Annotated in this window: 23 protein-coding genes; 12 read left to right on the top strand and 11 right to left on the bottom strand. The window is 75.1% G+C overall.

Going from position 1 to position 26828, the window contains the following annotated elements:
* Positions 1 to 37 precede the first annotated feature (37 nt).
* The 4 genes from ABGB16_RS28390 to ABGB16_RS28375 all read left to right on the top strand — a co-directional run bounded on the left by ABGB16_RS28390 (position 38) and on the right by ABGB16_RS28375 (position 8228).
* On the top strand, positions 38 to 3757 hold the full coding sequence (locus ABGB16_RS28390; protein ID WP_347671159.1) for an ATP-dependent DNA helicase: 3720 nt from the start codon (positions 38 to 40) through the stop codon (positions 3755 to 3757).
* A gap of 49 nt (positions 3758 to 3806) precedes the next feature.
* Positions 3807 to 7343 (top strand): UvrD-helicase domain-containing protein, encoded by a 3537-nt coding sequence (locus tag ABGB16_RS28385; RefSeq protein WP_347671158.1) that lies wholly within the window; start codon positions 3807 to 3809, stop codon positions 7341 to 7343.
* Between the two features lie 224 nt (positions 7344 to 7567).
* Complete coding sequence (locus tag ABGB16_RS28380; RefSeq protein WP_347671157.1) at positions 7568 to 7771, top strand: cold-shock protein; 204 nt, start codon at positions 7568 to 7570, stop codon at positions 7769 to 7771.
* Between the two features lie 232 nt (positions 7772 to 8003).
* Complete coding sequence (locus tag ABGB16_RS28375; RefSeq protein WP_347671156.1) at positions 8004 to 8228, top strand: hypothetical protein; 225 nt, start codon at positions 8004 to 8006, stop codon at positions 8226 to 8228.
* Positions 8229 to 8293: 65 nt separating this feature from the next.
* On the opposite strand, the gene ABGB16_RS28370 is transcribed toward ABGB16_RS28375, so the two are convergent.
* From ABGB16_RS28370 to ABGB16_RS28355, 4 genes are read right to left on the bottom strand one after another with little or no spacing between them, the layout of a single operon-like run.
* Positions 8294 to 8773: an Rrf2 family transcriptional regulator gene (locus ABGB16_RS28370; RefSeq protein WP_347671155.1), complete on the bottom strand. Its 480-nt coding sequence runs from the start codon at positions 8771 to 8773 to the stop codon at positions 8294 to 8296.
* A gap of 4 nt (positions 8774 to 8777) precedes the next feature.
* Positions 8778 to 9662 (bottom strand): ABC transporter permease, encoded by an 885-nt coding sequence (locus tag ABGB16_RS28365; RefSeq protein WP_347671154.1) that lies wholly within the window; start codon positions 9660 to 9662, stop codon positions 8778 to 8780.
* Entirely contained in the window at positions 9652 to 10431 is a 780-nt protein-coding gene (locus ABGB16_RS28360) for an ABC transporter ATP-binding protein (RefSeq protein WP_347671153.1), read from the bottom strand. The genes ABGB16_RS28365 and ABGB16_RS28360 overlap by 11 nt, the downstream gene beginning before the upstream one ends.
* Positions 10428 to 11489: an ABC transporter substrate-binding protein gene (locus ABGB16_RS28355; RefSeq protein WP_347671152.1), complete on the bottom strand. Its 1062-nt coding sequence runs from the start codon at positions 11487 to 11489 to the stop codon at positions 10428 to 10430. The genes ABGB16_RS28360 and ABGB16_RS28355 overlap by 4 nt, the downstream gene beginning before the upstream one ends.
* Positions 11490 to 11721: 232 nt before the next feature.
* On the opposite strand from ABGB16_RS28355, the gene ABGB16_RS28350 reads away from it, so the two are divergent.
* The 3 genes from ABGB16_RS28350 to nudC are packed head-to-tail and all read left to right on the top strand — an operon-like array spanning position 11722 to position 15331.
* Positions 11722 to 13032 (top strand): pitrilysin family protein, encoded by a 1311-nt coding sequence (locus tag ABGB16_RS28350; RefSeq protein ID WP_347671151.1) that lies wholly within the window; start codon positions 11722 to 11724, stop codon positions 13030 to 13032.
* On the top strand, positions 13029 to 14375 hold the full coding sequence (locus ABGB16_RS28345) for a pitrilysin family protein (protein WP_347671150.1): 1347 nt from the start codon (positions 13029 to 13031) through the stop codon (positions 14373 to 14375). The genes ABGB16_RS28350 and ABGB16_RS28345 overlap by 4 nt, the downstream gene beginning before the upstream one ends.
* Positions 14372 to 15331 carry an NAD(+) diphosphatase gene (gene nudC / locus ABGB16_RS28340; protein WP_347671149.1) on the top strand — a complete coding sequence of 320 codons (960 nt, stop codon included), beginning with the start codon at positions 14372 to 14374 and terminating at the stop codon, positions 15329 to 15331. Before ABGB16_RS28345 ends, nudC begins: the two co-directional genes overlap by 4 nt.
* A gap of 312 nt (positions 15332 to 15643) precedes the next feature.
* Here the strand turns inward: nudC and ABGB16_RS28335 are convergent, their stop codons facing one another.
* The 3 genes from ABGB16_RS28335 to ABGB16_RS28325 all read right to left on the bottom strand — a co-directional run bounded on the left by ABGB16_RS28335 (position 15644) and on the right by ABGB16_RS28325 (position 17421).
* Positions 15644 to 15910: a hypothetical protein gene (locus ABGB16_RS28335; RefSeq protein WP_347671148.1), complete on the bottom strand. Its 267-nt coding sequence runs from the start codon at positions 15908 to 15910 to the stop codon at positions 15644 to 15646.
* A 214-nt stretch (positions 15911 to 16124) separates the two neighbouring features.
* Positions 16125 to 16364 (bottom strand): DUF397 domain-containing protein, encoded by a 240-nt coding sequence (locus tag ABGB16_RS28330; protein ID WP_347671147.1) that lies wholly within the window; start codon positions 16362 to 16364, stop codon positions 16125 to 16127.
* Positions 16365 to 16443: 79 nt separating this feature from the next.
* A complete protein-coding gene (locus ABGB16_RS28325) occupies positions 16444 to 17421 on the bottom strand; it encodes a helix-turn-helix transcriptional regulator (RefSeq protein ID WP_347671146.1) in 978 nt (325 codons plus the stop codon).
* A gap of 283 nt (positions 17422 to 17704) precedes the next feature.
* Here ABGB16_RS28325 and ABGB16_RS28320 point away from each other — a divergent pair, with 283 nt between their 5' ends.
* Complete coding sequence (locus tag ABGB16_RS28320) at positions 17705 to 19042, top strand: MFS transporter (protein WP_347671145.1); 1338 nt, start codon at positions 17705 to 17707, stop codon at positions 19040 to 19042.
* On the opposite strand, the gene ABGB16_RS28315 is transcribed toward ABGB16_RS28320, so the two are convergent.
* On the bottom strand, positions 19011 to 19253 hold the full coding sequence (locus ABGB16_RS28315) for a mycoredoxin (protein WP_347671144.1): 243 nt from the start codon (positions 19251 to 19253) through the stop codon (positions 19011 to 19013). The two genes, ABGB16_RS28320 and ABGB16_RS28315, sit on opposite strands and share 32 nt — an antisense overlap.
* Before the next feature lie 88 nt (positions 19254 to 19341).
* Between ABGB16_RS28315 and ABGB16_RS28310 the strand changes: the two genes are divergently transcribed.
* From ABGB16_RS28310 to ABGB16_RS28300, 3 genes are all read left to right on the top strand, one after another.
* Positions 19342 to 21564 carry an ATP-dependent DNA helicase UvrD2 gene (locus ABGB16_RS28310; RefSeq protein WP_347671143.1) on the top strand — a complete coding sequence of 741 codons (2223 nt, stop codon included), beginning with the start codon at positions 19342 to 19344 and terminating at the stop codon, positions 21562 to 21564.
* 125 nt (positions 21565 to 21689) lie between these two features.
* Positions 21690 to 21941 (top strand): hypothetical protein, encoded by a 252-nt coding sequence (locus ABGB16_RS28305; RefSeq protein ID WP_347671142.1) that lies wholly within the window; start codon positions 21690 to 21692, stop codon positions 21939 to 21941.
* A 131-nt stretch (positions 21942 to 22072) separates the two neighbouring features.
* Positions 22073 to 22438: a WhiB family transcriptional regulator gene (locus ABGB16_RS28300; protein WP_347671141.1), complete on the top strand. Its 366-nt coding sequence runs from the start codon at positions 22073 to 22075 to the stop codon at positions 22436 to 22438.
* Positions 22439 to 22825: 387 nt separating this feature from the next.
* Here ABGB16_RS28300 and ABGB16_RS28295 read toward each other — a convergent pair whose 3' ends face one another.
* The 3 genes from ABGB16_RS28295 to ABGB16_RS28285 all read right to left on the bottom strand — a co-directional run bounded on the left by ABGB16_RS28295 (position 22826) and on the right by ABGB16_RS28285 (position 25728).
* Positions 22826 to 24154, bottom strand: a complete 1329-nt coding sequence (locus tag ABGB16_RS28295) for an AarF/ABC1/UbiB kinase family protein (protein WP_347671140.1) — start codon at positions 24152 to 24154, stop codon at positions 22826 to 22828.
* Positions 24155 to 24233: 79 nt separating this feature from the next.
* Positions 24234 to 25286 (bottom strand): hypothetical protein, encoded by a 1053-nt coding sequence (locus tag ABGB16_RS28290; RefSeq protein WP_347671139.1) that lies wholly within the window; start codon positions 25284 to 25286, stop codon positions 24234 to 24236.
* A gap of 274 nt (positions 25287 to 25560) precedes the next feature.
* Positions 25561 to 25728, bottom strand: a complete 168-nt coding sequence (locus tag ABGB16_RS28285; RefSeq protein ID WP_165945332.1) for a DUF5679 domain-containing protein — start codon at positions 25726 to 25728, stop codon at positions 25561 to 25563.
* Positions 25729 to 26244: 516 nt separating this feature from the next.
* On the opposite strand from ABGB16_RS28285, the gene ABGB16_RS28280 reads away from it, so the two are divergent.
* Positions 26245 to 26775 (top strand): M48 family metallopeptidase, encoded by a 531-nt coding sequence (locus tag ABGB16_RS28280; RefSeq protein WP_347671138.1) that lies wholly within the window; start codon positions 26245 to 26247, stop codon positions 26773 to 26775.
* Positions 26776 to 26828 lie beyond the last annotated feature (53 nt).

Below are 26828 nucleotides of genomic sequence, written 5' to 3'. Positions count from 1 at the left end.
GCGGGTGGGTGTCGCAGGGGCGTGGTGGGATGGGGGAATGCAGGCGTACCGGCTGGTGCGCCGGTCTGCCGAGGCGGCCCGGGGGGACGGCCGATCCGGAGAGCCGGCGTGGGGGGAGCAGCGGCCCGACGGGGCCGGCGGCGATGCCGCGCAGCCCGATCAGCCGCAGCCCGATCAGCCACAACCCGATCAGCCGCAGGAGCGCCAGCGGCAGGCCGATCAGCCGCAGGAGCGCCAGCGGCAGGCCGATCAGCCGCAGGAGCGCGCGGCGCGGGGTGACCGGTTGCGCCCTGACGGGTGGCGGGCGGATCCGGTGCAGGCCGAGATCGTCGCGCACACCGACGGGCCGATGCTGGTGCTCGGCGGCCCGGGCACCGGCAAGACCAGCGTCCTGGTCGAGGCGGTGGCGGCGCGGGTGGCCGAGGGCGTCGACCCAGAGCGCATCCTGGTGCTCACCTTCGGCCGCCGGGGCGCCACCGAGCTGCGCCGCCGGATCGAGGCCCGGGTGGCCGGCGACGGGCACCGGGTGCTGCGCGAGCCGCTGGTACGCACGTTTCCGGCGTACGCGTTCGGCCTGCTGCGCCGGGCCGCCGCCGAGCGGGGTGAGCCGTCCCCGCGGCTGCTCACCGGCCCCGAGCAGGATCTGATCATCCGCGAGCTGCTCGACGCCGTGGGCGAGGAACCGGCGGACGACCCGGTCGGCTGGCCGGACGACCTGCGCCCCGCCCTGCGTACCCGGGCGTTCGCGCAACAGCTGCGCGACCTGCTGATGCGGGCCGCCGAGCGGGGCGTGGGTCCGGTGGAGCTGGCCCGGCTCGGCGAGAAGCTGGGCCGCGCCGACTGGCCGGCCGCCGCCCGCTTCCTCCGCGAGTACGTCGCCGTGCTGGCGCTGCGCGACGTGAGCAACCGCGGCTCGATCGCGTACGACCCGGCGGAGCTGGTCCGGGCCGCCACCGGGCTGCTGCTCGACGACCCCGAGCTGCTGGAGGCCGAGCGCCGTCGCCTCGCCCACGTCTACGTCGACGAGTTGGCCGACACCGACCCCGCCCAGCTCGACCTGCTCGCCGTCGTGGCGGGCGGCGGCAAGTCCCTGGTCGCGTTCGCGGACCCGGACTCCTCCACGTACGCGTTCCGGGGCGCCGACCCGGCCGGGGGGACCGCGTTCCCGCACCGGTTCCGCACCGCCTCCGGCGCGCCGGCCGCCCAGGTCGTGCTGACCATCTCGTACCGGGCCGGGGCGGGGATGCTGGCGGCGACGCGGCGGCTGACGGCGCGGTTGCGCGGTCCGTCCGCCCACCGGCGGCTGCGCCCGCTGCCCGACGCCCCGCCCGGCTCGGTCGAGGTGCGCACCTTCCGCTCGGCGACCGGCGAGGCCGCCTGGCTGGCCCAGGCGCTGCGGGCGGCGCACCTGCTCGACGGCGTGCCGTGGTCGCGGATGGCCGTGCTGCTCCGGTCCACCAACCGGCAGCTGCCGTCGCTGCGCCGGGCGCTGCACACCGCCGGGGTACCGACCGTGGTGCACGGCGAGGACCTGCCGCTGCACCTGCAGCCGGGGGTGGCCCCGCTGCTGCTCCTGCTGCGCTGCACACTGGAGCCGGAGCGGCTCGACGAGGAGGCGGCCGTCGCGTTGCTGCACTCGCCGCTCGGCGGGGCCGACCCCCTGGCGGAGCGGCGGCTGCGCCAGGGGCTGCGGGCCCTCGCCCTGGCCGGCGGGGACCGCCGCCCCTCCGGGGAGCTGATCGTGGAGGCGCTGCGCGACCCGACCGAGCTGGCCGGCATCGACCGGCGCTGGGCCGAGCCGGCGCAGACGGTGGCCGGCCTGCTGGCCACGGCCCGTGAGGCCGCCGCCCGCCCGGGGGCCACGGCCGAGGACGTGCTGTGGGCGGTGTGGCGGGACAGCGGACTGGCCGAACGCTGGGCCGGGGCGATCACCCGGGGCCGGACGGCGACGGGCGAGCACGAGATCGCGCGGCGCTGGCGGGCCGAGGCCGCCGACCGGGACCTGGACGCCGTGCTGGTGCTCTTCGACGCGGCGGCCCGGTTCGCCGACCGGCTCCCGGGCGCGCGTACCGAGGTCTTCCTCGACCACGTGCTCGGCCAGGACCTGCCGGCGGACACCCTGGCCGCCGCAGCGGACCGCGGCGAGGCGGTACGCCTGCTCACCGCGCACGCCGCGAAGGGGCTGGAGTGGGACCTGGTGGCCGTGGCGGGGGTGCAGGAGGGTGTGTGGCCGGACCTGCGGCTGCGCGGCAGCCTGCTCGGCTCCGAGCGGCTGGTGGACGTGCTCGCCGGCCGGGCGGAGGGCGACGGCGGGCGGGCCGTGCTGGTCGGGCAGACCTCCGCCCTGCTGGACGAGGAGCGGCGCCTGTTCCACGTCGCGGTGACCCGTGCCCGGCGGCGGCTGCTGGTCAGCGCGGTCGCCTCGGCGGCGGTCGGCGGCGACGACCACGAGGAGCAGCCCAGCCGGTTCCTCTACGAACTGGACCCCACCGAGCCGCCGGACGCGACCGGGGACGACGCCCCGGCCGGGAACGGCCCGACCGGGGACGGCGGCCCGAGCGGGGGCGACGGCCCGGCCGGCGCGGACGGCGGTCACCCGAAGGTCGGGGGAGGGCCGGACGGCACCGACCGCGGCAACGGAAGCGGGCCGGCCGGCGGCCCGGCGGGCCCGGGAGCGCCCGGCAGCGAGGACCCGGAGGACAGCGGGCCGGAGGACGGGTCGGGACGTGGCCCGGTCACCCTGCCGGTGGCCGGGGCGCCCCGGGCGTTGACCCTGCCGGCGCTGGTCGCCGAACTGCGTACCGTGGTGGCCGACCCGGCGGCGCCGCACCACCGGCGGCGCGCGGCGGCGGCCGAGCTGGCCCGCCTCGCCGCCGCCGGAGTCCCCGGCGCGCATCCGGACGACTGGTGGGGGCTGCGGGCCCTGTCGGACGACCGGCCGCTGGTCGACGAGGGGAAGCCGGTCCGGGTCACCCCGTCGGCGATGGAGAGCGCCCTGCGGTGCAGCCTGCGCTGGCTGCTGGAGCGGCACGGCGGCAGCGCGCCGGCCAGCGCCGCGCAGGGGGTCGGCAACCTGGTGCACGCCGCCGCGATGCTCGCCGAGGACGCCAGCGCCGACCGCTCGGCCCTGCTGGAGTACGTGGCCGCCCGGTTCGACGCGATCGAGCTGGCCGCCCGGTGGATGGTCGGCCCGGAGCGGGCCCGCGCCGAGACCATGGTGGACAAGCTGCTGCGCTGGCTGGCCGCCAACCCGCGCCGGCTGCTCGCCATCGAGCACGAGTTCGCGGTACGCCTGGACGACCCGCACCGACCCGTCGAGCTGACCGGGCGGGTGGACCGGCTGGAGGTGGACGCCGACGGGCGGCTGGTGGTGGTCGACCTGAAGACCGGCCGGTCCACGGCCGTCACCGAGCCCGAGGTGGCCGAGCACCCGCAGCTCGGGGCGTACCAGGCGGCGGTGGAGGCGGGCGCGTTCACCGAGTTCGGGGACGAGTCCGGCGGCGCGGCCCTGGTGCAGCTCGGCACGGCGGCGAAGGACGCGAAGGAGCAGAGCCAACCGGCGGCCGGGCAGGGGCCGGAGGCGGGCTGGGCGACGGCGCTGGTCCGGCGCACCGCCGATACGATGGCCGCCGCCACCTTCGCCGCGGTCGCCAACTCCAAGTGCCGGGTCTGCCCGGTGCGCACGAGCTGCCCGGTGTCCGGGCAGGGGCGCCAAGTCGTCGAGCCGCCGACCACCCGCCGGCCGGAGCAGCCGTGACCGGTCCGGAGAAATCAGCAGCCCCGCAGGCGCGAACGAAGACGGGAGCATGACCCAGCCCACCCTGTTCGGCAGCTCGACCCCGGCACCCCGGACGGCCGACTCCGGCCCCCGGTACACCCCGGTCGAGCTGGCCCGCCTGCTCCGGCTGCCGGCACCCACCCGGGAGCAGGCCGCGATCATCGCCGCGCCGGTCGAACCGCTGCTGGTGGTCGCGGGCGCCGGGTCGGGCAAGACCGAGACGATGGCGGCCCGGGTGGTCTGGCTGGTCGCCAACGCGTACGTGCGACCCGAGCAGGTCCTCGGGCTCACGTTCACCCGCAAGGCGGCCGGTGAGCTGGCGCACCGGGTGCGTACCCGGCTGGACCAGCTGGTGCGCCGGCTCGGGCGGCGCGGGCGGGACCCGGGGGACGACCCGTTCGCGGGCGAGCCGACCGTCTCCACCTACCACTCGTACGCCGGGCGGATCGTCACCGAGCACGGCCTGCGCGCCGGGTACGAGCCGTCGACCCGGCTGCTCACCGAGGCGTCCCGCTGGCAGCTCGTGGACCTGCTGGTGCGCAACTACGACGGCGACATGTCCGGCGTCGACCGGATGCCGAGCACCATCACCGACGCGGTGCTGGCCCTGGCCGGCGAGCTGGACGAGCACCTGGTCGACCCCGACGGGCTGGCCGCCTGGACGGGCCGGTTCTTCGCCGAGGTACAGGCCCGCCCCGGCCGGGTGTACGCCGACGTGCGGAAGGCGTTGCAGCTGCAGCAGACCCGGCTGAAGCTGCTCCCGCTGGTCCGCGCGTACGCCCGGCGCAAGGAGGACTTCGAGGCGATGGACTTCGCCGACCAGCTCGCCCGGGCGGCCCGGGTGGCCCGGGACCACCCGGCGGTCGGCGCGATCGAGCGGGACCGGTTCCGGGTGGTGCTGCTCGACGAGTACCAGGACACCAGCCACGCCCAGGTGGTGCTGCTCAACGCCCTGTTCGGCGGCGGCCACCCGGTGACGGCGGTCGGCGACCCCTGCCAGTCGATCTACGGCTGGCGCGGGGCCAGCGCCGGCACCCTGGACCGCTTCCCCGCCGAGTTCGCCCGCGCCGACGGGGCGCCGGCCGAGGTGCTGGGCCTCACCACGAGCTGGCGCAACCGCCCCGAGATCCTGGGGGTGGCGAACGCCCTGGCCACGCCGCTGCGGGCGGCCGGCGCCCGGGTGCCCGAGCTGCGCGCCGCGTTGAGCGTGCAGGACCCGATCCCGCACCGCACGCCGGGCGGCCTGGCCGCCGGCACCGTCCACTGCGCGCTGCTGCCGACGTACGCCGACGAGGCGGACTGGATCGCCGACGGCGTGCTGGCCGCCTGGCGGGGCGCGGCCCGCATGCCGGGGGCGCTGCCCGAGCACATCCCGGTGCCGCAGCGGCCCACCACCGCCGTGCTGGTCCGGCTGCGCAGCCAGATCCCGGCGATCGCGGCGGCGCTGCGCGCCCGGGGCCTGCCGGTCGAGGTCGTCGGGCTGGGCGGCCTGCTGGACACCCCCGAGGTACGCGACGTCGTGTGCACCCTGCGGGTGCTGGCCGACCCGACCGACGGGGCGGCGCTGCTGCGGCTGCTCACCGGGGCGCGCTGGCGGATCGGGCCGCGCGACCTGGTGGCCCTGCACCGGCGGGCCCGGGCGATCGCCGCCGGCCGCCGGCAGCTCGCCGCCGGTAACGAGCCCGAGATCGCCGTGGACCTGCTCGACGAGGCCACCCTGGTCGAGGCGCTGGCCGACCTCGGGCCGGCGCAGGCGTACTCGGCGGAGGGCTACGCGCGGCTGCGCGCGTACGCCGAGGAGCTGGCCCTGCTGAGGCACCGGCTGGACCAGACGCTGCCGGAACTGATCGCGGACGTCGAGCGCACCATCGGCCTGGACGTGGAGGTCGCGGTGCGGGCGGGCCGGGACGGCACCGGCGACGCCGGCCTGGCCCGGGGCCACCTGGACGCCCTCGGCGACGTGGCGGCCCGGTTCACCGGCGAGTCCCCGGGGGCCACCCTGTCGGGCTTCCTGGCCTACCTCGCCGCGGCCGAGGACGAGGAACGCGGCCTCGCCCCGGGCGAGGTGGAGGTGGTGGAGGGCGCCGTGCAGATCCTCACCGCGCACGCCGCCAAGGGTCTGGAGTGGGACGTGGTCGCGGTCGCCGGCCTGAGCCGGGGGGTGTGGCCGGGCCCGGTGCGCAACTCCGACCACTGGCTGGGCGGGCTGGGGGTGCTGCCGTTCCCGCTGCGCGGCGACGCCGACGGCCTGCCCGAGCTGGGCCTGGCCGACGCCGCGGACCAGCGCGGCGTGGCCCGGGCGCTGGCCGACTTCACCGACGCGTGGCGGGCGCACGACGAGCGGGAGGAGCGCCGGCTGGCGTACGTCGCGGTGACCCGGCCCCGGCGGCTGCTGCTCTGCTCCGGCTACTGGTGGGGGGAGAGGACGAAGCGCCCGCGCGGCCCGTCGGTGTTCCTGCGCGAGGTGCACGACGCCTGCCTCGACGGCGGCGACGGGCACCTGGTCGACCACTGGGCGCCGGAGCCGGCGGGGGACGCGACGAACCCGACCACCGAGGTGGTGCTGCGCGCCGAGTGGCCGGCCGACCCGCTGGGCGGGCGCCGCCCGGCGCTGGCCGAGGCCGCCGCGCTGGTCCGCCGGTTCCTCGCCGAGGGCCCGGCGGTCGCCCGCGCGCCCCTGCCCGGCGAGCCCAGGGTCGACCGGACCGACGCCGGGCCGGCGGTCGACCGGACCGACGCCGGGCCGGCGGTCGACCGGGCCGACACCGACGCCGGTGCGGCGGTCGAGGGGGTCGACGTCGGGCGGGCGGTCGATGGGGTCGACGCCGGTGCCGCGCCGGCGGTCGGGGGGCCGGCGGCCGACCCGGCGGACGCGGACCCGGAGGTGGCGCGGTGGCGGCGGGAGGCCGATCTGCTGCTCGCCGAGCGGGCCGAGCTGACCGCCGGCGTGGGGTCCGTCGAGGTGGCGCTGCCCGGCCAGCTCTCGGTCACCCAGCTGGTGGCGCTGCGCCGCGACCCGGAGGAGCTGGCCCGTACGCTGCGCCGCCCGATGCCGACCGAGCCCAACCCGTACGCCCGCCGGGGCACGGCGTTCCACACCTGGCTGGAGCAGCGCTTCGGCGCGGATCGGCTGCTCGACGTGGACGAGCTGCCCGGGGCGGCCGACGCCGAGGCCGGCGACGAGGAGTTGGCGGACCTGCAGGCGCGCTTCCTGGCCAGCGAGTGGGCCGACCGGGTGCCGGTGGAGGTGGAGGTGCCGTTCGCCACGGTGCTCGCCGGGGTGGTCGTGCGCGGTCGGATGGACGCCGTCTTCGCCCGCACCGGGGGGCGGTTCGACGTGGTCGACTGGAAGACCGGGCGGCAGCCGGCCGGGGCGGCGGCCGAGGCGGCGGCCGTGCAGCTCGCCGTCTACCGGCTGGCGTGGGCAGAGCTGGCCGGGGTGCCCGTGGACCGGGTCGGGGCGGCCTTCCACTACGTGCGGGACGGGGTGACGGTCCGGCCGGCGGACCTGCTCGACGTCGACGGGCTGACCGCCCTGATCACCGGGATCCCGGAGGCCCGGTGACACTGCCCCCTCGACGAGATCCGTGATATGTTGTCCAGGTTGCAGTTGTGGTTCCCAGAGACTTCGTGTGCGCCTGGCGGATTATGGCCCCAGGCGCTCTTTGTTGTTTCCGGAGTTCTCCGGGCGGGGCGACCACCAGCGACAGGTGCGCCACCCGTGGCGCGCTTCCCCTCCGGCCCGCAACAGGTGCGGACCGGAAACGTTCCGTCAAGGAGACGAAACACATGGCAATTGGCACCGTCAAGTGGTTCAACGCTGACAAGGGCTTCGGCTTCATCACCCCGGACGACGGCGGCGCCGACGTCTTCGCCCACTTCTCGGCGATCCAGAGCTCCGGTTACCGCAGCCTGGACGAGAACCAGCGGGTCGAGTTCGACGTGACCCAGGGCCAGAAGGGCCCGCAGGCGGAGAACATCCGCCCGCTCTGAACCAGCTGGCACCCGTACGCCGGGAACGCGTCGCGCCCGTGCGGGCGTGACGACGCGGCCGGCCCGCCCCATCGCGCGGCGGGCCGGCCGCACGCCTTTCCGGTGCCGGACCGAGTCGGAAATCGGGCACGAAAAGGGTCCGATCGACGACTGGCCCGGGCCGTTCGCGTGATCGATGCTTGCCGCGGGGGAGCACGGGCCGGCGGGGGCCGGCCGCGCGGGAGGGGTGACGATGGCCGGCGACGCCGAGTCGGGGGCGGTGCGTGAACTGCTGATGGTGCTGGCGGTCGCGGGGGCGGGACTGCTGCTGGCCATGGTCGCGGCCCTCACGCCGTGGCACCCGGGCCGGGGCGCCCGGCCGCCGTCCGGGGTGGTGGGGCTCCACCACCCGGACGGGCCGGACGGCGGCGACCTTCGCGGCCGTGTCGTCCCGGTGACGGACAGGGCCGCCGGCTGAGCCGGCGGCCTCGCGCCCACCGGCCGGCCAGTCCTTCTCGGGCGCCAGCCGAGCCGACGGTGCCGTCAGGCCGTGGGTCGGGCCTCGTGGACGAGCAGGTCGGCCAGGCTGGTCCGGTCGACCACCAGGGCGATCGCCCCGTCCACGGCCAGCCAGACGTCGCGCAGGCCGACGGCCGCCCCGTGGTAGCCGGCGGACCCCGCCGGCTGGCCGCGCACCGAGGTGAGCGACCCGCCGACCGCGCGGAGCACGTCGCCGACGCTGATCGAGTCGGCCGGGCGGGCCAGGGTGTAGCCGCCCTCGTTGCCCCGGTGGCTGTGCAGCAGCCCGGCCCGGCGCAGGTCGAGCAGGATGCCCTGGAGGAAGCTCAGCGGGATGTCCTGGCTCTCCGCCAGGGCGGCCGCCTTGACCAGCTCGCCGCCCGCCTCCGGGCCGGCGCCGACCCGCGCGCTGCCGTCGTTCCCGCCCGCCCCGGCCCCCGCCGAGGCGGCGGCGACGGCGAGCATGGCCCGGAGCGCGTACTCGTTGCGCGCGGAGACGTACACGGCGTCACTGCCCGGCCTGGTCCAGCACGCCCCAGCGGCGCCGGATCGCCTGGTCGGCGGCCCCGAACGCGGCGTCGACGAGCAGACCCACCACGAGGATGACGATCATCGTGGAGAGCAGCCATGGCGCGTCCGACAGTTCCCGGGAGTACGTCAGCTGCGCCCCCAGCGAGGTGCTGGAGATGCCGACCACGATCAGCTCGCCGGCCATCAGGCTGCGCCAGGAGAAGGCCCAGCCCTGCTTGAGTCCGGCGACGATGGCGGGCAACGCCGCCGGGGCGACGACGTACCGGTAGAGGTTCAGGCCCCGCGCGCCGACGTTGCGTCCGGCGCGTAGCAGCAGCGGCGGTACGTAGTCGACGCCGCTGATCACCCCGTTGGCGATGGACGGGGCCGCGCCGAGCACCACGACGAAGAAGATGGCCTTCTCGCTCAGCTCGAACAGGAGGATCGCCAGCGGGAACCAGGCGATCGACGGCATGGTCTGCAACGCGGTGATCATCGAGCCGATGGCCGCCCGCAGCACCCGGGACCGGGCGACGGCGAGCCCGAGGAGCAGGCCGACGCCGACCGAGAAGACGTACCCGACCGCGGCGCGGCGCAGGGTGGTGGCCATGCCCTCCCAGAGCTGCGGCCCGCTGGCCTGGCGGAGCAGTTCCTGCCCGACGGTGGCCGGCCCGGGCAGCGAGTACGGCGGCCAGACCTCGGCCCACACCACGGCCTGCCAGGCTGCGACGGCGATGGCGAGCGCGGCCAGCTTGGGCCAGGTCGCGGCCCAGATCGTGGTGGCCCGGGAGGTCGTCTTCTGCCGGCCGGCGATCTCGAGCGCGTCGAGCCCGGAGATCTCGGCGTCGGCCCGCGGGGTGCCGGTGATGGTGTCACTGGCCATGGCGGCCCACCTCCGTACGCAGCCGGTCGGTGACCTCGGCGGCGATGGCCGCGATCTCGGGAGAGTCGATGCGGCGCGGCCGGGGCACGTCGACCCGGGTGGAGTAGATGATCCGGCCGGGGCGGCTGGACAGCAGGACGATCCGGTCGGCGAGCCGGGCCGCCTCGCGGACGTTGTGGGTGACGAAGAGCACGGTGAGACGCCGCTCGGACCAGATCCGCTCCAGCTCGTCGTGCAGGATGTCGCGGGTCATCGCGTCGAGCGCGCCGAACGGCTCGTCCATCAGCAACACCGGGGTGTCCAGGGCGAGGGTGCGGGCCAGGGCGACCCGCTGCCGCATGCCGCCGGAGAGCTGGTGCGGCCGCTTGCGGCCGAAGTCGGCCAGGTGCACCGTACGCAGCAGCTCGGCGATCCGCTCCCGGCGTGCGGCGCGGGGCAGCCGGCGCAGCTTCAGCGGCACGTCGACGTTGCCCTCGACGGTGAGCCACGGGAACAGCGCCGCCTCCTGGAACATCAGCCCCGGCTCCACCCCCTCGCCCAGCTCGATCTGCCCGCCGCTGGGCCGGTCGAGGCCGGCGACCAGGTTGAGCAGGGTGCTCTTGCCGCACCCGGACGCGCCGACGAGGCAGACGAACTCGCCCGGCTCGACGTCGAGGGAGACCCCGTCCAGGGCGAGGACGGCGTTGCCGCCCTGCCCGTACACCTTGGTCACGCCGCGCAGCGCGACCGAGCCGGTCGCGCCGCGCGGCGCCGTCGCGGTCGACGTCATGGTTGCGTGACCTCGGCCTTGCCCTGGGCCTTGAGCACCTCGTTGAGGTACGTCAGGTCGTAGAGCCCGTCGAGGCTGACCGGCTGGGTCAGCCCGACCGCGACCGCGTGGTCCAGGCCGGTCTTCAGCGACGAGGCGATCGGGTCGTTGGTGAACTCCAGCGTCGGCCACGCCTGCTTGATCAGCTTCACGTCGAGCGGCTTGCCGGTGATCTTGCCGATGTGGTCGGAGATGGCCTGCTGGGACTCGTCCGGCCTGGTGTTGACGAACTCGTTCGCCGCGACCTGGCCCTCGACCAGCTTCTTCACCACGTCGGGGTGGGCCTTGAGGAACTTGGTGGAGACGATCAGGTTGGTGATGACGAACTTCTTGTCCGGCCACAGGTCCCGCTCGTCGACGAGCACCTTGCCGCCGGCGTTGACCAGCCGGGAGACGAACGGCTCGGGCACCCAGGCGCCGTCGATCGCGCCGCTGTTGAACGTCTCCACGGTCTGGGCGTTCTCCTGCGGGACCACCTTGACGTCGCCGCCGCCCTCCTTGGTGGTGGTCAGGCCCTTCTCCTTGAGCCAGTAGCGCAGGGCGACGTCCTGGGTGTTGCCGAGCTGCGGGGTGGCGATCTTCTTGCCGCGCAGCTGCTCGACCGAGGTGATGTCGGGCTTGACCACCAGCGCCACGCCGCCGGAGGCGGCGCCGGCGACGACCCGGACCGCCTCGCCCTTGGACTTCGAGTAGGCGTTCACCGTCGGGTTCGGACCGATGTACGTGGCGTCGAGCGCGCCGGAGAAGACCGCCTCGATCGCCGCCGGGCCGGCGTTGAAGGTCTTCGTCTCCAGCTTGGCGCTGTTGCCCAGCTTCTCGGCGAAGATGCCCTTCTCCACGCCGACCACCGCCGGGGCGTGGGTGATGTTGGGGAAGTAGCCGAGCCGCAGCGTCACCGGGCCGGAGCCGCCCGAGGCGGCGTCGTCGGCGCCGCAGGCGGCGGTGGTGCCCAGGGCCGCCGTGCCCACCACGGCGAGGGTGGCCAGGGAGGCCAACCGGCGGAAGGGGAGGCGTCTCATATCGCTCGTCCAATCTACAGTATTCCTACTTAGTTGGTAGGAAGACTGGGGCAGGGCTCGGGCTGCGTCAAGGCCCATCCACATGCCGGGACATGGGCCGTCGAATATTCCGCTTTCTCCTGCCTTCTTGATGGGATATGTGGCGGCGCGCGGCGCGCCCGCACGAGCGGCGTCGACGCAGGCTGCGAGAGGTCACGGGTGCCGGCGGGGCCGAGGCGCTAGGGTCATCTCCGTGGCGGCGCGGAGATCGAGAATTCCAGCGACGAAGTACCCGGTCGAGCGGTTCACCCTCGACAACGGCCTGCGGGTCGTGCTCACCCCCGACCGCAGCGCCCCGGTGATCGGGGTCGCGGTGGTCTACGACGTCGGCATCCGCTCCGAGCCGGAGGGGCGCACGGGCTTCGCACACCTCTTCGAGCACCTGATGTTCCAGGGCTCGGAGAACCTGGAGAAGCTGGCCCACTTCCGGCACGTGCAGGGCGCCGGCGGCACCTTCAACGGCTCCACCCACCACGACTACACCGACTACTTCGAGACCCTGCCGGCGAACGCGCTGGAGCGGGCGCTGTTCCTGGAGGCCGACCGGATGCGCGGCCCGCGGCTGACCGAGGAGAACCTGCGCAACCAGGTCGACGTGGTCAAGGAGGAGATCCGGGTCAACGTGCTGAACCGGCCGTACGGCGGGTTCCCCTGGCTGACCCTGCCGCCGGTCATGTTCGACACCTTCCCGAACGCGCACGACGGCTACGGCTCGTTCGACGACCTGGAGTCGGCGACCGTCGCCGACGCCGCGGACTTCTTCCGCCGCTACTACGCCAGCGGCAACGCCGTCCTCGCCGTCAGCGGGGACATCGACGTGGCCGAGGCGACGGAGCTGATCGGGCGGCACTTCGGGGACGTGCCCGCCCGGCCCGCGCCCGAGCGGCCCGACTTCGGCGAGCCCGACCTGACCGCCGAGCGGCGTCAGGCGTACACCGACGCGCTGGCCCCGCTGCCCGCGGTGGCCTCCGCCTGGCGGGTGCCCGACCCGATCACCGACTTCGCCGGCTACCTGCCGTACGTGGTGCTCGCCGAGGTGCTCACCGACGGCGACGCGTCCCGCCTGGTCGAGCGGCTGGTCCACCGGGACCGCACGGTGACCAGCATCGGCGGGTACGTCGGCTTCATGGGCGACCCGTTCGACGTGCGCGACCCGACCGCGCTGCTGCTCCAGTCGCACCTGCCGCCCGGCGGCGACGTGGACAAGGTGCTGCGCACGATCGACGAGGAGCTGGACCGGCTGGCCACCGACGGCCTCACGGCCGGCGAGCTGGCCCGCACCCAGGCCAGGATGGCCACCCACCTGCTGCGCGACACCGACGCGGTGCTCGGCCGGGCGCTGCGGATGGCCGTGCTGGAGCAGCAGCGCGGCGAGCCGGGCCTGCTCAACGACCTGCCCCGGCTGGTCGGGGAGGTCACCGAGGAGCAGGTACGCTCCGCCGCCGCCACCCTGCGGCCCCAGCGCCGCGCGTCCATCGAGGTCATCGCCGGAGGTGCCCGTTGAGCGTGACCGCCCCGCCCTCGCCGCGGCCACTGCCGCCGCTCGGGCCGAACCGCAGGCTGAAGCTGCCGAAGCAGGCCGAACGCACCCTCGCCAACGGGCTCACCGTCATCGCGGTGCGCCGCCCGGCGATCCCCCTGGTCGAGGTGCGGCTGTGGATGCCGGCCGGCCGGACCCACCTGGCCCGGGGCGCGCTGCTCGCGCAGACCATGCTCTCGGGCACGCAGACCATGACCAGCGTGCAGATCGCCGCCGAGCTGCAGGCCGTCGGCGGCGGGCTCTCCGCCGGCATCGACCCGGACCGGCTGATGCTCTCCGGCGCCGGCCTGGTCACCGGCCTGGACCGGATGCTGGAGATCCTGGCCGAGGTGCTGACCGGGGCGGCGTACCCGGGCAAGGAGGTGGGCACCGAGCGGGACCGGCTGGTCGACCGGATCCAGGTGGCGCAGAGCCAGCCGGCCCACCTGGCCCGTACCGCCCTGCTGAAGCGGATCTACGGCCGGCACCCGTACGCCGTGCAGACCCCGGAGCCGGAACAGGTTCGCGCGGTCGGGCCGGCGGTGTTGCGCCGGCTGCACGCCGAGCGGGTGCATCCGGCCGACGCCGTGCTGGTGCTGGTCGGTGACGTGCAGCCGGAGCGGGCGCTGGACGCCGCGGAGAAGGCCCTCGGGGCCTGGACCGGGGCGGGCCACACCGCCGAGCTGCCGCCCGCCCCGCCGCTGGAGCCCGGCCCGCTGCTGCTGGTCGACCGGCCCGGCTCGGTGCAGTCGTCGCTGCGGGTCGCGCTGCCGGCGGTGCCGCGCACCCACCCCGACCACGCGGCGCTGCAACTGGCGAACCTGGTGTTCGGCGGCTACTTCTCGTCCCGCTGGGTGGAGAACATCCGCGAGGACAAGGGGTACACCTACGGGCCGCACTCGCTGGTCGAGCACTCGGTGGCGGGGTCGGTGCTGGTCGCCGCCGCCGAGGTGGCCACCGAGGTCACCGCGCCGGCGCTGCTGGAGACGATGTACGAGCTGGGCCGGCTCGCGACGCTGCCGCCGAAGCCGGACGAGCTGGAGCAGGCCCGGCAGTACGCCCTCGGCACCCTCCAGCTCGGCATGTCCACGCAGGCCGGGCTGGCGTCGCTGGTCAGCGCGTACGCCGGCAACGGGCTGCGCCTGGACTTCCTCGCCGAGCACGCGGCGCGGCTGGCGAAGGCCACCGCCGACGACGTGGCCGAGGCGGCGCAGCGCTACCTCGCCCCGGCGCAGGCGGTCACCGTCGTGCTGGGCGACGCCGAGCGGGTCGCGCCCGCGTTGTCCGCCCTCGTCCCCGTGCGCACCGAGCCGGTCGGGACGGAGTGAGCGGGGAGACCACGCCGCCGCTGGCCCGGTCCACCCTGAATCGGGCGGCGCACCGGCGTACCGACCCGGGCTGGCTGGCCGAGGCGTGGGAACGGGCGCGGGTGCTGGTGCTCGACTCGGCCAGGGAGGGGCGGGCCCTGGTCCGGGTCGGCCCCCGGCCGGAGTTGGTGCTCGTCGGCCCCGCCGACGTGCCGCGGGACCCTCGCGCGGTGCCGATGTTCCTCGGCGTCGAGGCCGACGACGTTCCGGTCTTCGCGGTGGACGCCCCGCTGCCGGAGCTGCCGGACACCCGGGCGGCGGGCCTGCGCGAGGTCGGACACCTGCTGCCCGACCGGGACGCCGGTATCTTCACGACCGCGCTGGCCCTGACCAACTGGCACGGCGGGCACGGCTACTCCTCCGCCACGGGGGAACCGACGCGGGCGGACGAGGGCGGGTGGTCCAGGGTCGCGCCGACCGGGGAGCGGGTCTGGCCGCGTACCGACCCGGCGATGATCGTGCTGGTGCACGACGGGGTGCCCGGCCCCGAGGGCCGCTGCCTGCTCGGCAACAACGCCACCTGGCCGAGCGCCCCGGGGCGGCGCCGCTACTCCTGCCTGGCCGGCTACGTCGAGCCCGGGGAGTCGGCCGAGGCCGCCGTGCTCCGCGAGGTCCGCGAGGAGGTCGGCGTGCCGGTGGAACGGCTCGTGTACGCCGGCAGCCAGTCCTGGCCGTTCCCCGGCTCGCTGATGCTGGGCTTCCTCGCCCGGGCCGACCCGGAGCACCCGGTGCGCGTCGACCCGGCCGAGATCGCGCACGCCCGGTGGTTCACCCGACGGGAGGTCGGCGCGGCGCTGGCCGGGCGGGCGGTGGACGTGGGGGCGGGCGACCGGCTCGTCCTGCCGCCGCCGTCGTCGATCGCCCTTTTCCTGGTGCACCGTTGGCTGGACGGCTGGGTGGAGCCCTGCGAGCACTGAGTCGGCGGGCCGGTCGGGACCGCCGACCGGGCGGGCGGACGCGTGGGCCTGCGGCCCGGGCGGGCGGGCGGCCGGCGGGGCGGCCCCGGCCCGGAACCGCCGTTGCCGCGACGGTGCCGGGCCGGGAACCCGGGCCGTCCTGATCGGGTGAGGCGAACAACGCGGCGGGGGAGCCGGCCGAGCAGGACGGACGCTCGTGGATGGAGCTGTCGCCGGGCGCTTCCGGCGGCGGTTGGGCGGAGCTGTCGCCGGATGCTCCCGCCGGCGTCGGGCGGACGGGTCGCCGGGGCGTGCCCAGCGGCGGTGGACGGGTCAGTCGCCGGAGGCGTCCCGGTGCTGCTCGCCGGGGTCGTCGAGCGGGAGCACCTTGACCCGTTGGCGACCGCGGCGGACCGCGCCCACCGTGGCCAGGGCCCGGGCCAGGAGCAGGGCGGCCTCCCGGTCCTCGGCGTGGACGACCTGGCGGCGCGGCTCCGGCGCGGTCGTCTCGTCCCGCAGCCGGCCGCCGCCGGCCCAGGCGGCCGCGAGGTCGGCGTCGGCGGCGGCGCGGATGTCGGTACGAACGATCAGGAACCGCATGGGTGTCTCCGGATGCGATCGTGTCGGACGGGTACTCAGTGGAAGTTCCACGTCACTCTTTCGACATGTTACGCCCGGGCATCGTTCCAGCAAGTGAAACACGACGATTGATTCGAAGGCTTGCCTGATCGGATGATGCCTGGTCAGCGGTGTCGTGTCCCGGACAGACGAGGGGCCGCCGGCGCCCGCCGACGGCCCCGTACGGGTCAGGGGATCAGCTCAGGTCGAACTGCCCCGCCTTCGTGCCGGCGATGAACCCGTGCCAACCGGCCCGGTCGAACAGCAGCACCGGGCCGCCGCGGTCCTTGCTGTCGCGCAGGGCGACCGCGGCGGGGCCCTCGCTCAGCGGGGCCACCTCGACGCAGTTGGAGGTCTGGCTGCGGGTGCTCGTCCGCCACGGCGCGTCGGCGAGCTGCCGGGCGAGGGCGGACGGTGTGTTGCGGATTTCGTTCATGGTCTGCTCCTGACTGGAACTGTTCCGATGGAACGAGTGGCGCGCCGTACGCCCGGCCGGGGCGGGTCCCGGGGTGCGATCACCGATCCGTCAGGCGTCCGGACTGCCGGCGGCGTTGGGTCGGCGCCGTTGCCGGCCCGTGGGCCGCCGTGGACGGGCCTGCCGTCCCGGGCAGCCGCCCCGTCGCCTCGACGAGCCAGGAGAGGGTGTCCGATGCGGAGAGCGCCGCCGAGCATAGCCACTCGAACACCACTTTATAGCTATTTAGGGCGTTTGCCTCGGTTGACATGGCGTTGGTGAAGCCACCTTCGATCGCCAGCGTCTCCGGATCGAGGGGGTCGGCGAACCGGTAGACCGAGAACGCGGTCGGGGGGAGGTACCACTCGCCGACCGGCGTGTCCCACGGCAGCAGGCGCAGGGTGACGTTCGGCAGCATGGCCAGCTCGCACAGCTGCACCAACTGCTCCCGGAGCACCTCCGGCGGGCCGGCCCGCCGGCCCAGGGCCGCCTCCTCCAGCACCGCCGTGTAGCGCGGCGCGTCGGGCCGGGTCAGCAGCGACTGGCGGGCCAGCCGGGCGGCCACCTCGGTCTCCGGGGCGTCGCCGGGCTCCGTGTCGCCCGCACCGGACTCGACGAGACGGGCGGAGACGATCCGCAGCCGGGCGTACCCGGGGGTCTGCAACAGGCCGGGGACCAGGACGGGGTTGTACTCCCGGATCTCCGCGCACCCCGCCTCCAGCTCGGCGAAGCTGCGCTGCTGCTGGGTCATCACCGGGTAGCGCTTCAGCCAGCCGCGCATGTCGCCGGCCTCGCGGGTGATGCCGAGCAGCTCCTCGTGCAGTTCGGTGGGGGCGTCGTACAGGTCGAGCAGGCTGGCCACGTCGTCCGGGTCGGGTCGGCTGCGGCCGTTCTCCAGTCGGGACAGTTTGGATGCGGAGGCCCAGCCGATCCGCTCGATGACCTGTTCCCCGGTGAGACCGGCGGCCTCGCGCAGTCGGCGTAGCTCGGTGCCCAACCTGCGGCGACGCAGGATCGGGCTCGGTCCGGCAGGAGGCACGGTGTCCTCTTCTCCGTCAACCGTCGCGAGACACGACGGTAACTGTATGAAATTCGCCCCCCACGGTCAGTATGGACGTCACGGCCGATGTGGGAAGTCCCCGGCGGGCGCGTGTCTCGCAGAAAAGAGCTGGCCGAGCAGGTGGCGCGGCCTCACTTGGACCCGCGTGCCGCGCCGCGCACGGCCCTACTGGGACCCTGCGTGCCGCGCGAGCGGCACGGCCCTACTGGGACCCTGCGTGCCGCGCGAGCGGCACGGCCGGCCCTACTGGGAGAGGAATCCGATGCGCACCGTCCTGCGCCGCCCCGACTTCCGCCTGTTGTTCGGCGCGCTGGTGGCCAGCATGGCCGCCGAGTCGATCCTGCTGCTCGCCCTCGCGATCTGGGTGAAGGACCTGACCGGCTCCGACGGGCTGGCCGGGGCCACCATCTTCGCGATCGTCGCGCCGATGGTGCTCGCGCCGCTGGTCGGCTGGGCGGTCGACCGGTACCCCCGGAGGCCCCTCTTCGTCGCCGCGAACCTGGCCACCGCCGCCCTGCTCACGCCGCTGTTCACGATCTCCGACAGCGGCGACGTCTGGCTCGTCTACGTGGTCGCGGCGCTGTACGGGCTGTCGTACCTGACGGTGAGCGCCCTGCTCAGCGGGCTGATCCGGCAGCTCGTCCCCGGCGAGCTGCTCGCGGACGCCAACGGTGCGCTGCAGACGGTGCGGCAGGCCCTGCGGCTCGTCGGCCCGCTCGCCGGGGCCGCGCTGTACGCCGCGGTCGGCGGCTGGCTGCTCGCCGCGCTGGCGATGACCGGGTTCGGTACGGCCGCCGCCGTGGTCGCCCTGCTCCGGGTGCCCGAGACGCCGCCGGCCGGCGCCGACCTGCGCTGGCCCGCCGAGCTGGGGGCGGGGCTGCGGCACCTGGTCGGCGAGCCCGCGCTGCGCCGGGCGCTGCTGGGCTACGGGCTCGGCTCGCTGGTGATGGGCTTCACCGAGTCGCTGATCTTCGCGTACGTCGACCAGGGGCTGCGCCGCGACGCCGCGTTCGTCGGCGTGCTGGTGGCCGTGCAGGGCGTCGGCGGGCTGGTCGGCGGGCTGCTCTCCGCCGACCTGGTGCGCCGCGCCGGTGAGGTCGGGGTGCTGGCCGCCGGGGTGATGCTGTTCGGCCCGGCCGCGCTCGCGCTGGCGTACCCCCGGCTCTGGCTCGGGGTCGCGGCGCTGCTGTTGGCCGGGCTCTCGCTGCCGCTGATCATGGTGGGGTTGAACACCCTCATCCAGCGGCGCACCCCGGCCGGCCTGCTGGGCCGGGTGGCGGCGGCCTCGGAGGCCGTGGTCAGCGGGCCGCAGGCGGTCTCCATCGGTGGCGGCGCGCTGCTCGTCGGCGTGTTCGACTACCGCCTGCTCTTCGTGCTGGTCGGCGTGGCTACCACCGCCGCGGGCGCCTTCCTCTGGCGCGGTCGCCGGTTGTCCGCCCCCGTCCCGTCCCCGCGCGCCCAGGGGCGGAACGGGAAGAGTGGCCGACCCGGGCGGGACGGCCACTCTTCGCGGGAACGTGTGCGTGCGCGCCTCCCCCGTGCGCGCGCCCCCGAGCGGGGGCCGGTGGTCAGCTCGCGAGACCCGCGAGGTGCTGCTTGACCTGGGTGATGGACGGATTGGTCAGGGCGCTCCCGTCGGCGAAACGCAGCGTCGGGACGGTCTGGTTGCCGCCGTTGACGCTCATCACGAACTCCGCCGCCTTCGTGTCCTGCTCGATGTCGACCACCTCGTACGCGATGCCCTCCCGGTCGAGCTGCGACTTGAGCCGGTGGCAGTAGCCGCACCACGGCGTGGAATACATCGTCAACATGATCTGGTCCTCCAAGATCCGTGCGCCCCGGCCAGTCAGGCCAGGCTAACCGCTGCAACATCGGCCGGAGCTGACATGATTCCACGCTGTGGGGGTTCACTCAGCGGCGGAGCGGGTGCTCGCCGGGCTCGACCCGGAGCAGCGCTCCGCGGTGACCGCCCCGGCCGGCCCGGTGTGCATCCTCGCCGGCGCCGGCACCGGCAAGACCAGGGCGATCACCTCGCGGATCGCCCACCGGGCGCTCACCGGCCAGGTCTCCCCCCGGCACGTGCTCGCGGTGACCTTCACCGCCCGGGCCGCCGCCGAGATGCGCAGCCGGCTCACCGCGCTGGGGGTGGCCGGTGTGCAGGCGCGCACGTTCCACGCCGCCGCCCTGCGTCAGGTGCGCTACTTCGCCCCGCGCCTGCTCCAGGGGCGGGCCATGCCGGAACTGCTGGACAGCAAGGTCCGCCTGGTCACCCTGGCCGCCGCCCGGGCCGGGCTGCGGACCGACCGGGCCGCCGCCCGGGACCTGGCCGGGGAGATCGAGTGGGCCAAGTCGTCCCTGGTCGAGCCGGGAGAGTACGTCGTCGCGGCGGCCAAGGCGCTGCGCGAGACGCCGCACGAGCCCGCGAAGGTGGCCGAGGTCTTCACGGCGTACGAGCGGCTCAAGCGGGCCAACGGGGTGATCGACTTCGAGGACATGCTGCGCGCGGCGGTGTGGGGCATCGAGGAGCACCCGGACGTCGCCGAGCAGGTCCGCGCCCAGTACCGGCACTTCGTGGTCGACGAGTACCAGGACGTCAACCCGCTGCAGCAGCGGCTGCTGGAGGCGTGGCTCGGCGGCCGCAACGACCTGACCGTCGTCGGCGACGCCAGCCAGACCATCTACTCGTTCACCGGGGCCACCTCGGCGTACCTGGTCGACTTCCCGCGCCGGCACCGCGACGCGACGGTGGTCCGGCTGGTCCGCGACTACCGGTCCACCCCGCAGGTGGTCGGGCTGGCCAACGCGGTGATCTCCCAGGCCCGGGGCACCGAGGCGCGGTTGCGGCTGGAGTTGCGGGGCCAACGCCCGCCCGGCCCGGAGCCCGAGCTGCGGATCTTCACCGACGAGCCGGCCGAGGCCGCCGCCGTGGCGGCCCGCTGCCGGGCCCTGGTCGACGGCGGCACCCCGGCCCGGGAGATCGCCGTGCTGTTCCGCACCAACGCGCAGTCCGAGGCGTACGAGAAGGCGCTCACCGAGGCCGAGGTGCCGTACGTGGTGCAGGGCGCCGAGCGGTTCTTCGAGCGGGCCGAGGTGCGCCAGGCGATGGTGGCGCTGCGGGCCGCGACCCGCGCGATCCCGGGGGAGACCCCGCTGCGGGACGCCGTGGTGGAGGGGCTGTCGGCGGTCGGCTGGGCGCCGGACACCGCCCCGGCGGGCGGGGCCGCCCGGGAGCGCTGGGAGGCCCTCGCCGCGCTGGTCCAGCTCGCCGAGGAGTACGCGGCCACGCCGTCGGCGAGCGCGAGGAGTGAGCTTGCGAGCCCCGCAGTCGCGAGCGAAAGGCAGGCACCGGTGCTGCCGATCGGCGAGGCCGCCGCCGTGGAGCGCCCGGTGACCCTGGCCGACTTCAACGAGGAACTGGCCCGGCGGGCCGCCGCCCAGCACGTGCCGACGGTGGAGGGGGTGACCCTGGCGTCACTGCACTCCGCGAAGGGCCTGGAGTGGGACGCGGTGTTCCTCGTCGGCCTCTCCGAGGGCACCCTGCCCACGTCGTACGCGCGCACGCCCGACCAGGTCGAGGAGGAGCGTCGGCTGCTCTACGTCGGGATCACCCGGGCCCGCGAGTGGCTCTGGCTGTCGTACGCGGTGGCCCGCTCGCCGGGCGGGCGGGCCCGGCGGCCCTCCCGGTTCCTGCCCCAGCTCGACCGCACCGGCGGCGGGACGGAGCGGGCCGGCGCGGCGGCGGTCGCCCGGCGCGGGGAGCGCCGCCGCCCGCAGGTCGTCTCCTGCCGGATCTGCGGCGCGACCCTGCTCGCCGGCCCGGACCGCAAGCTGGGCCGCTGCCCCACCTGCCCGTCCGACATCGATCAGGACCTGTACGAGCGGCTGCGCGAGTGGCGGGCCCGGGTGGCCGGCGCGCAGAAGGTCCCGGCGTACGTGGTGTTCACCGACGCCACCATCACCGCGCTGGCGGAACGGCGGCCCGCCCGGCCCGAGGAGCTGATCGCGATCGCCGGGATCGGGCCCCGCAAGCTCGGCCTGTACGGCGAGCCGGTGCTGGCCCTGGTGGGGGGCGCGGCGGTCGACGACGTCTGCCCGGAGAAAACTTTCAAAATCGAGCCGTAAATTCGTTTGCCCTCGCCCCCGGGCGAGGAATAGCCTCAGGACACACCACGCGAGCGGCGCCATTCGCGCTGCTCACGGGGTGCGGGACCAGTCGGCTTTCGAGGAACGTGAGGGGGGTGGCACCGATGGAGATCTTCACCTATGAGCGTCCGGCGGCGCTACCTGCCGCCTTCGCTCCACTGTCGGCTGTCCGGGTGGCCCTTGCCGCCCGACCGTCGGTTCCGCAGGTGCACCAGGTCCAGGATCAGGCCGAGCTGATCCTCGCGACCGCACCGAGCGGAATCGAGGGGACCAGCGGCTTCACGGGCATGGGCATCGGCGGCGCCAACAAGCGCACGGATGTCCGCGGCGTTCCACCTCGAGGTAGACCGGTCTGATCATCAGGCCACCGGCTCACCTCGAGGCCGCGGAACCCGCACACCGGGATCCGCGGCCTCAGTTTTTGTCCCGTCGAAGTACGTCGGAAATCCGATCCACGAGATCGAAGTGAGAGAGAGGTGACCGGGAGATGAGTCTGGCGTTGGCCCCTCTCGACGTGAGCGTCGAGCTGGAGGCGAACCTGCCCTGCCGGAAGTTCGACCCCGACCTGTGGTTCTCCGACTCGCCCACCGAGCTCGAGCTGGCCAAGTCGCTCTGCGGGGACTGCCCGCTGCGCGTCGAGTGCCTCGCTGGCGCGGTCGAGCGGGCCGAGCCCTGGGGCGTCTGGGGCGGCGAGATCTTCGAGCGTGGCGCGGTCGTCCCGCGCAAGCGGCCCCGGGGCCGTCCGCGCAAGGAGGACGTCGCGCGTGACGCCGCGCTGAAGGTCGAGGCCGAGGCGCGCCTGGCAGCCAGTGGGCTGTCCCAGAAGCGCAACGCGGTCCGGCTGGCTGCCTGACAACCCCGATCCGTACGACCCCGCCGGTGCCACACCGGCCGCGAGAAAGCTGAGAGAGATGCTGCACCTGCCCAACGGAGCCGTCGAGATGCAACTACTCAACGAAGCGTTGTCCCGGGCCCGAATGCCCCGGCCTCAGGCTGGCACCACCACGAGCACTGAGGCAACCCGATCCGCCCGTACCGTCGCCGCGAGCGGCCGCACCCGAGCGGCCCGCGACCTGGGCGTCCTGTAACCGAACCACGACACGCGCGGGGGCACGCCGGCCGACCGGCCGGCGCGCCCCCGCGTCGCTTCACCGGGCCGGCCCGTTCGTTCGCGGACCGGCCCGCCGGTCCTCCCGGCTCGGCCCGCCGGTTCTCTCCGTCGGCCCACCGGTTCTCTCGGTCAGCCCACCGGGGCGAAGCCCGGCAGCCAGCGCTCCAGGATCGCGCGGTACGGCGCCTTGGCGTTCAGCTGGCAGAGCACGCCGATCGAGCCGAGCGTCACCCGGTGGATCAGCAGGTACGACGGGGGCAGGTTGAGCTGCCGCCCCAACTGGTACGCCGGCGACCGCGGGCTGGCCAGCCGGGCCGCCTCGGCCCGCAGCCAGGCCCGGGTGAAGCGGAACTCCTCGGTGGCCACCGGGTCGAGCATCGGCCGGACGTAGTCCAGCACGGCCTGGGCGTCGATCGGCTCCGTCCCGCTGACGAAGCCCTCCTCGCGCAGCCCCTCGACGACCGCGTCCGCCTCGCCGCGCAGCGCCAGCCCGGCCAACCGGCCGATCGGCTCGGGCGTCCCCTCGGGCATTCGGGCCACCGCGCCGAAGTCGATGACGCCGAGCCGTCCGTCGGCCAGCAGCCGGAAGTTGCCCGGGTGCGGGTCGGCATGCAGCAGGCCGGCGCGCATCGGTGCCGACAGGTGCAGGATCGCCATCAGCCGACCGGCCTCGTCGCGCTGCTCCTCGGTGCCCTCGCGGATGATGTCGGCCAGCGGTACGCCCTCGACCCACTCGGTGACCAGGATCCGGGGGGTCGCCGCGAGCACCGCCGGGATGAAGATCTCCGGATCGTCCGCGTACGCCGTGCCGAAGGCCCGCTGCGACTCGGCCTCCAGTTCGTAGTCCAGCTCCTCGGTGATCCGTTCCCGCAGCTCGGCCAGGAGCGGCTTGACGTCCAGCCCGGGCTGGAACGCCCGGAACATGCCGCCGAGCCGGGAGAGCTGCTTCAGGTCGGCGAGCAGCGCGTCGCCCGCGCCCGGATACTGGATCTTGACGGCCGCGTCGCGCGGAATGCCGTCCGGGTCCCGCCACACCGCCCGGTGCACCTGCCCGATGCTGGCCGCAGCGGCCGGTTTGTCGTCGAAGGAGACGAAGAAGTTTCGCCAGTCCGGGCCCAGTTGCTCGGCGAGCACCCTGTGCACGGTGGCGGCGGGCAGCGGCGGGGCCGCCTCCTGGAGCTTGGTGAGGGCCTGGCGGTAGGGGGCGGCGATCTCCTCCGGCAGGGCCGCCTCGAAGACCGACAGCGCCTGACCGAACTTCATCGCCCCGCCCTTGAGCTGGCCCAGCACGCTGAACAGCTGCTCGGCGGTGCGCTGCTGGATCTCGGCGGAAATCACGTCGGAGGCGAGGCCCGTGACGCGCTTACCCATGCCGAGGACGGTCCGACCGGCGAAGCCGAGCGGCAGAGCGGCGAGCTTGGCGGTCCGGGAGACGGCCCGGCGCGGGATGTCGGTCACCCGGCCATTGTTACCGACTCGGGGGCCTCGCGGCTGCTCGCCGGCCTGGCTGGGTCCGCCGTGCCCGCGTTCGGGGCCGTCACGAGCGCCGGCCCGCGCACCGGCAGGACGGGTGGGGCGGCCAGGTACGCCGACGCAGCCGCCCCGGGGCGGTGACCTCCACCGCGCAGCCCAGCGTCTCCGGCGCGCCGCCGTCGAGGTGGGTCAGGGCCTCCGCGGCGGCGTACGCGACCGCGGCGAGCAGGGTCGCCGTACCGCACGGCTGGTCCCCGGCGTCGGCGGCGAGCTGGGCGGCCAGCGCCGGCCAGTCCGGGTCCCGGTCGGCGCGGTGCAGGTCGACGCAGTTCAGGCACGGGCCGGCCGGCGGGCGCACCAGCGGGCCGACCACGGGCACCCCCTCCCACAGGCCGAGCAGCAGGTGCGGCTGGCGGCGCTGGGCGAATCCGGCCGCGAGCAGCGCCGCCGGCCGGTCGACGCCCAGCCGGACCACCAGGTCCGGGCGGACCCGCCGCAGCGGGTGGGTGGCGGTGCCGGGGGCGGCCCGGTGCACCGCGGCGCGGACCGCCGAGGCGAGCGGGCGGCCCAGGTCGGCGGCGGCCAGGCCCGTGCCGACCAGGTCCGCCGGGCGTACCGGCCCGGACAGGTCCGGATCGACGTGCCCGATCCCGGCCTGGGCGAGCGCCACGGCGACCGGCGCGCCGAGCCGGCCGCCGCCGGTGACCAGCACGCGAGCGGCACGGCGCCGCCGCAGCACCTGGGCGGGCGTCCCGGGCAGGGCGCGCGCGGACAGGGCGAGCGCCCGGGCCTCCGCGGCGAGCCGGCTGCGCGCCGGGCCGGCCAGGTCGCGGGGCAGCAGGGTGTGCGCGGGTACGACCAGCCCGGCGCCGCGCAGCGCGTCGAGCAGCCCGCGCGCCTCGTCGGGCGGTACGTCGACCTCGGCGGCGTGCGCCAGGACCATGCGCTCGCTGCGGGTGCCGTCGAGCAGGTCGAGCACCCGGACGGCGCGGGGATGGGCCACCTCGACCAGGACGGCGCGGCCCGGCTCCAGCCCGAGCTGGAGGGTGTGCCGGTTCCGCCAGAGACGGGTCAGGCCGGGAAGCAGGGCGGGGCGGGGCAGCGCGGCAGGGCTCATGACGACGAATCGTGACCGCTTCCCTGCTGTCCGTCGATCGTTGTCCACAGGTGGGCACCGCCCTGTCCAGGGCTGTCCACAGGATTTGCCGGGTTATCCACAACCGGCCGGTAACCTGTGTCGGGCAGCCGACACCTCACCCGACCCGTCCCCGGACCCGCCGACCCGACCCGACCCGTCCCCGGGCCCGCCGACGCGACGCGACGGAAGGCCCCGCCGACGCGACGGGGGAGGGCCGGCCGTCGCCACCCCTCCCCCGGACCGGTACGTACGGTCAGACTTTCGCCTTGCCCAGGATGCGGTTCACTGTTGTGCCGCACACCGGACACTTGCCCTTGGCCATGTTCATCCCGGTCTTCGAGACCTCGATGCGACCCTCGAAGTCCCGCTTCTCCTTGCACTTGACGCAGTAACCGTTGTAGGTCTGGGCCTGGTCGGCCACGGTGCCCTCCTCGTCTCTTCCGCCGGTCAATCCGGTTCCGGCGGGGTCGCCCGGCGGCGGGCCACGGGGGGCGCCGGCGCTGGGTCTTCTCCGCGGCCACCCTCGTGACCGCTAGTCCGCGGACCCTACCCAGGTGTGGGGGGTTCCATGTCAGCTGTGCTTCGCCACTGTGAGCAAGTCGACGTCGAGAGTGTGCATGCCGAATTAGGTCGGATAAGTCAGTTTGGCGGGGACACGCCGGGTGAACCCCTACAGATGCCCCGCAGGTGGCCCCCGAGGGGGTCGCCGGCGACGCGATCACCTACGGTGTGCCGAGGAGGACGCGACCCGGTCGACCGCCGCCGCGCGACGGCGGGTGGGGCCGCGCGGTGACGGTCCGCAAGGATTTTTTTCGGGACTAGCCGGCACCAACCATGACTTTCTGGGCGCGTGTCGTGGTGTTGACCCTTGCGGACCCCTGGTCAGTACCCATTAGCTTTCCTTCGTGACAGCATTCCGAGGCCGCGCGGCCCGCTGATGGCAGGCGCGCGGAAGCCGGTCGTCGAGGTACGGCGCAGCCAGCGCCGGCGACGCACGGTGTCCGCCTACCGCGACGGGGAACGCGTCGTGGTGCTCATCCCCGACCAGTTCTCCCGGGCCGAGGAGAGCGAGTGGGTCGACCGGATGCTGGCCCGGCTGGAGGCGCGGGAGGGGCGGCTCGCCCGCTCCGACGAGGAACTGCTCGGCCGAGCCAGCCGACTGATCGCGCTCTACCTGCCCGACCACGGCACCCGGGCCGTGCCGGTCAGCGTCCGCTGGGTGACCAACCAGAACGGCCGCTGGGGCTCCTGCACCCCGGCTGACCGCACCATCCGCATCTCGCACCGGCTCCAGGACATGCCGGACTGGGTGATCGACTACGTCCTGCTCCACGAGCTGGTCCACCTCATCGTGCCCAGCCACAACGCCCGGTTCTGGGCGCTGGTCGGGCGCTATCCGAAGGCCGAGCGGGCCCGCGGCTACCTGGAGGGCGTGGCCGCCGTCTCCGCCAGCCCCCTGGGCGACTGACCCTCCCACGCTCGGACCCCGCCATGTCGGTGGCGCTGGTGGGTTCGGGCGGG

This window comes from Micromonospora sp. B11E3 (assembly GCF_039871625.1).
GTDB lineage: Bacteria > Actinomycetota > Actinomycetes > Mycobacteriales > Micromonosporaceae > Micromonospora.
Note: the sequence above shows the minus strand (reverse complement) of the source record. Positions and strands in the feature narration are given on the sequence as shown.

Coding starts and splice junctions, on each gene's coding strand:
- ABGB16_RS28355 (WP_347671152.1), bottom strand. CDS start 11,489: ATGAGACGCCTCCCCTTCCGCCGGTTGGCCTCCCTGGCCACCCTCGCC.
- ABGB16_RS28320 (WP_347671145.1), top strand. CDS start 17,705: ATGCGCACCGTCCTGCGCCGCCCCGACTTCCGCCTGTTGTTCGGCGCG.
- ABGB16_RS28385 (WP_347671158.1), top strand. CDS start 3,807: ATGACCCAGCCCACCCTGTTCGGCAGCTCGACCCCGGCACCCCGGACG.
- ABGB16_RS28305 (WP_347671142.1), top strand. CDS start 21,690: ATGGAGATCTTCACCTATGAGCGTCCGGCGGCGCTACCTGCCGCCTTC.
- ABGB16_RS28380 (WP_347671157.1), top strand. CDS start 7,568: ATGGCAATTGGCACCGTCAAGTGGTTCAACGCTGACAAGGGCTTCGGC.
- ABGB16_RS28290 (WP_347671139.1), bottom strand. CDS start 25,286: ATGAGCCCTGCCGCGCTGCCCCGCCCCGCCCTGCTTCCCGGCCTGACC.
- ABGB16_RS28365 (WP_347671154.1), bottom strand. CDS start 9,662: ATGGCCAGTGACACCATCACCGGCACCCCGCGGGCCGACGCCGAGATC.
- ABGB16_RS28335 (WP_347671148.1), bottom strand. CDS start 15,910: ATGCGGTTCCTGATCGTTCGTACCGACATCCGCGCCGCCGCCGACGCC.
- ABGB16_RS28315 (WP_347671144.1), bottom strand. CDS start 19,253: ATGTTGACGATGTATTCCACGCCGTGGTGCGGCTACTGCCACCGGCTC.
- ABGB16_RS28360 (WP_347671153.1), bottom strand. CDS start 10,431: ATGACGTCGACCGCGACGGCGCCGCGCGGCGCGACCGGCTCGGTCGCG.
- ABGB16_RS28375 (WP_347671156.1), top strand. CDS start 8,004: ATGGCCGGCGACGCCGAGTCGGGGGCGGTGCGTGAACTGCTGATGGTG.
- ABGB16_RS28280 (WP_347671138.1), top strand. CDS start 26,245: ATGGCAGGCGCGCGGAAGCCGGTCGTCGAGGTACGGCGCAGCCAGCGC.
- ABGB16_RS28390 (WP_347671159.1), top strand. CDS start 38: ATGCAGGCGTACCGGCTGGTGCGCCGGTCTGCCGAGGCGGCCCGGGGG.
- ABGB16_RS28300 (WP_347671141.1), top strand. CDS start 22,073: ATGAGTCTGGCGTTGGCCCCTCTCGACGTGAGCGTCGAGCTGGAGGCG.
- ABGB16_RS28330 (WP_347671147.1), bottom strand. CDS start 16,364: ATGAACGAAATCCGCAACACACCGTCCGCCCTCGCCCGGCAGCTCGCC.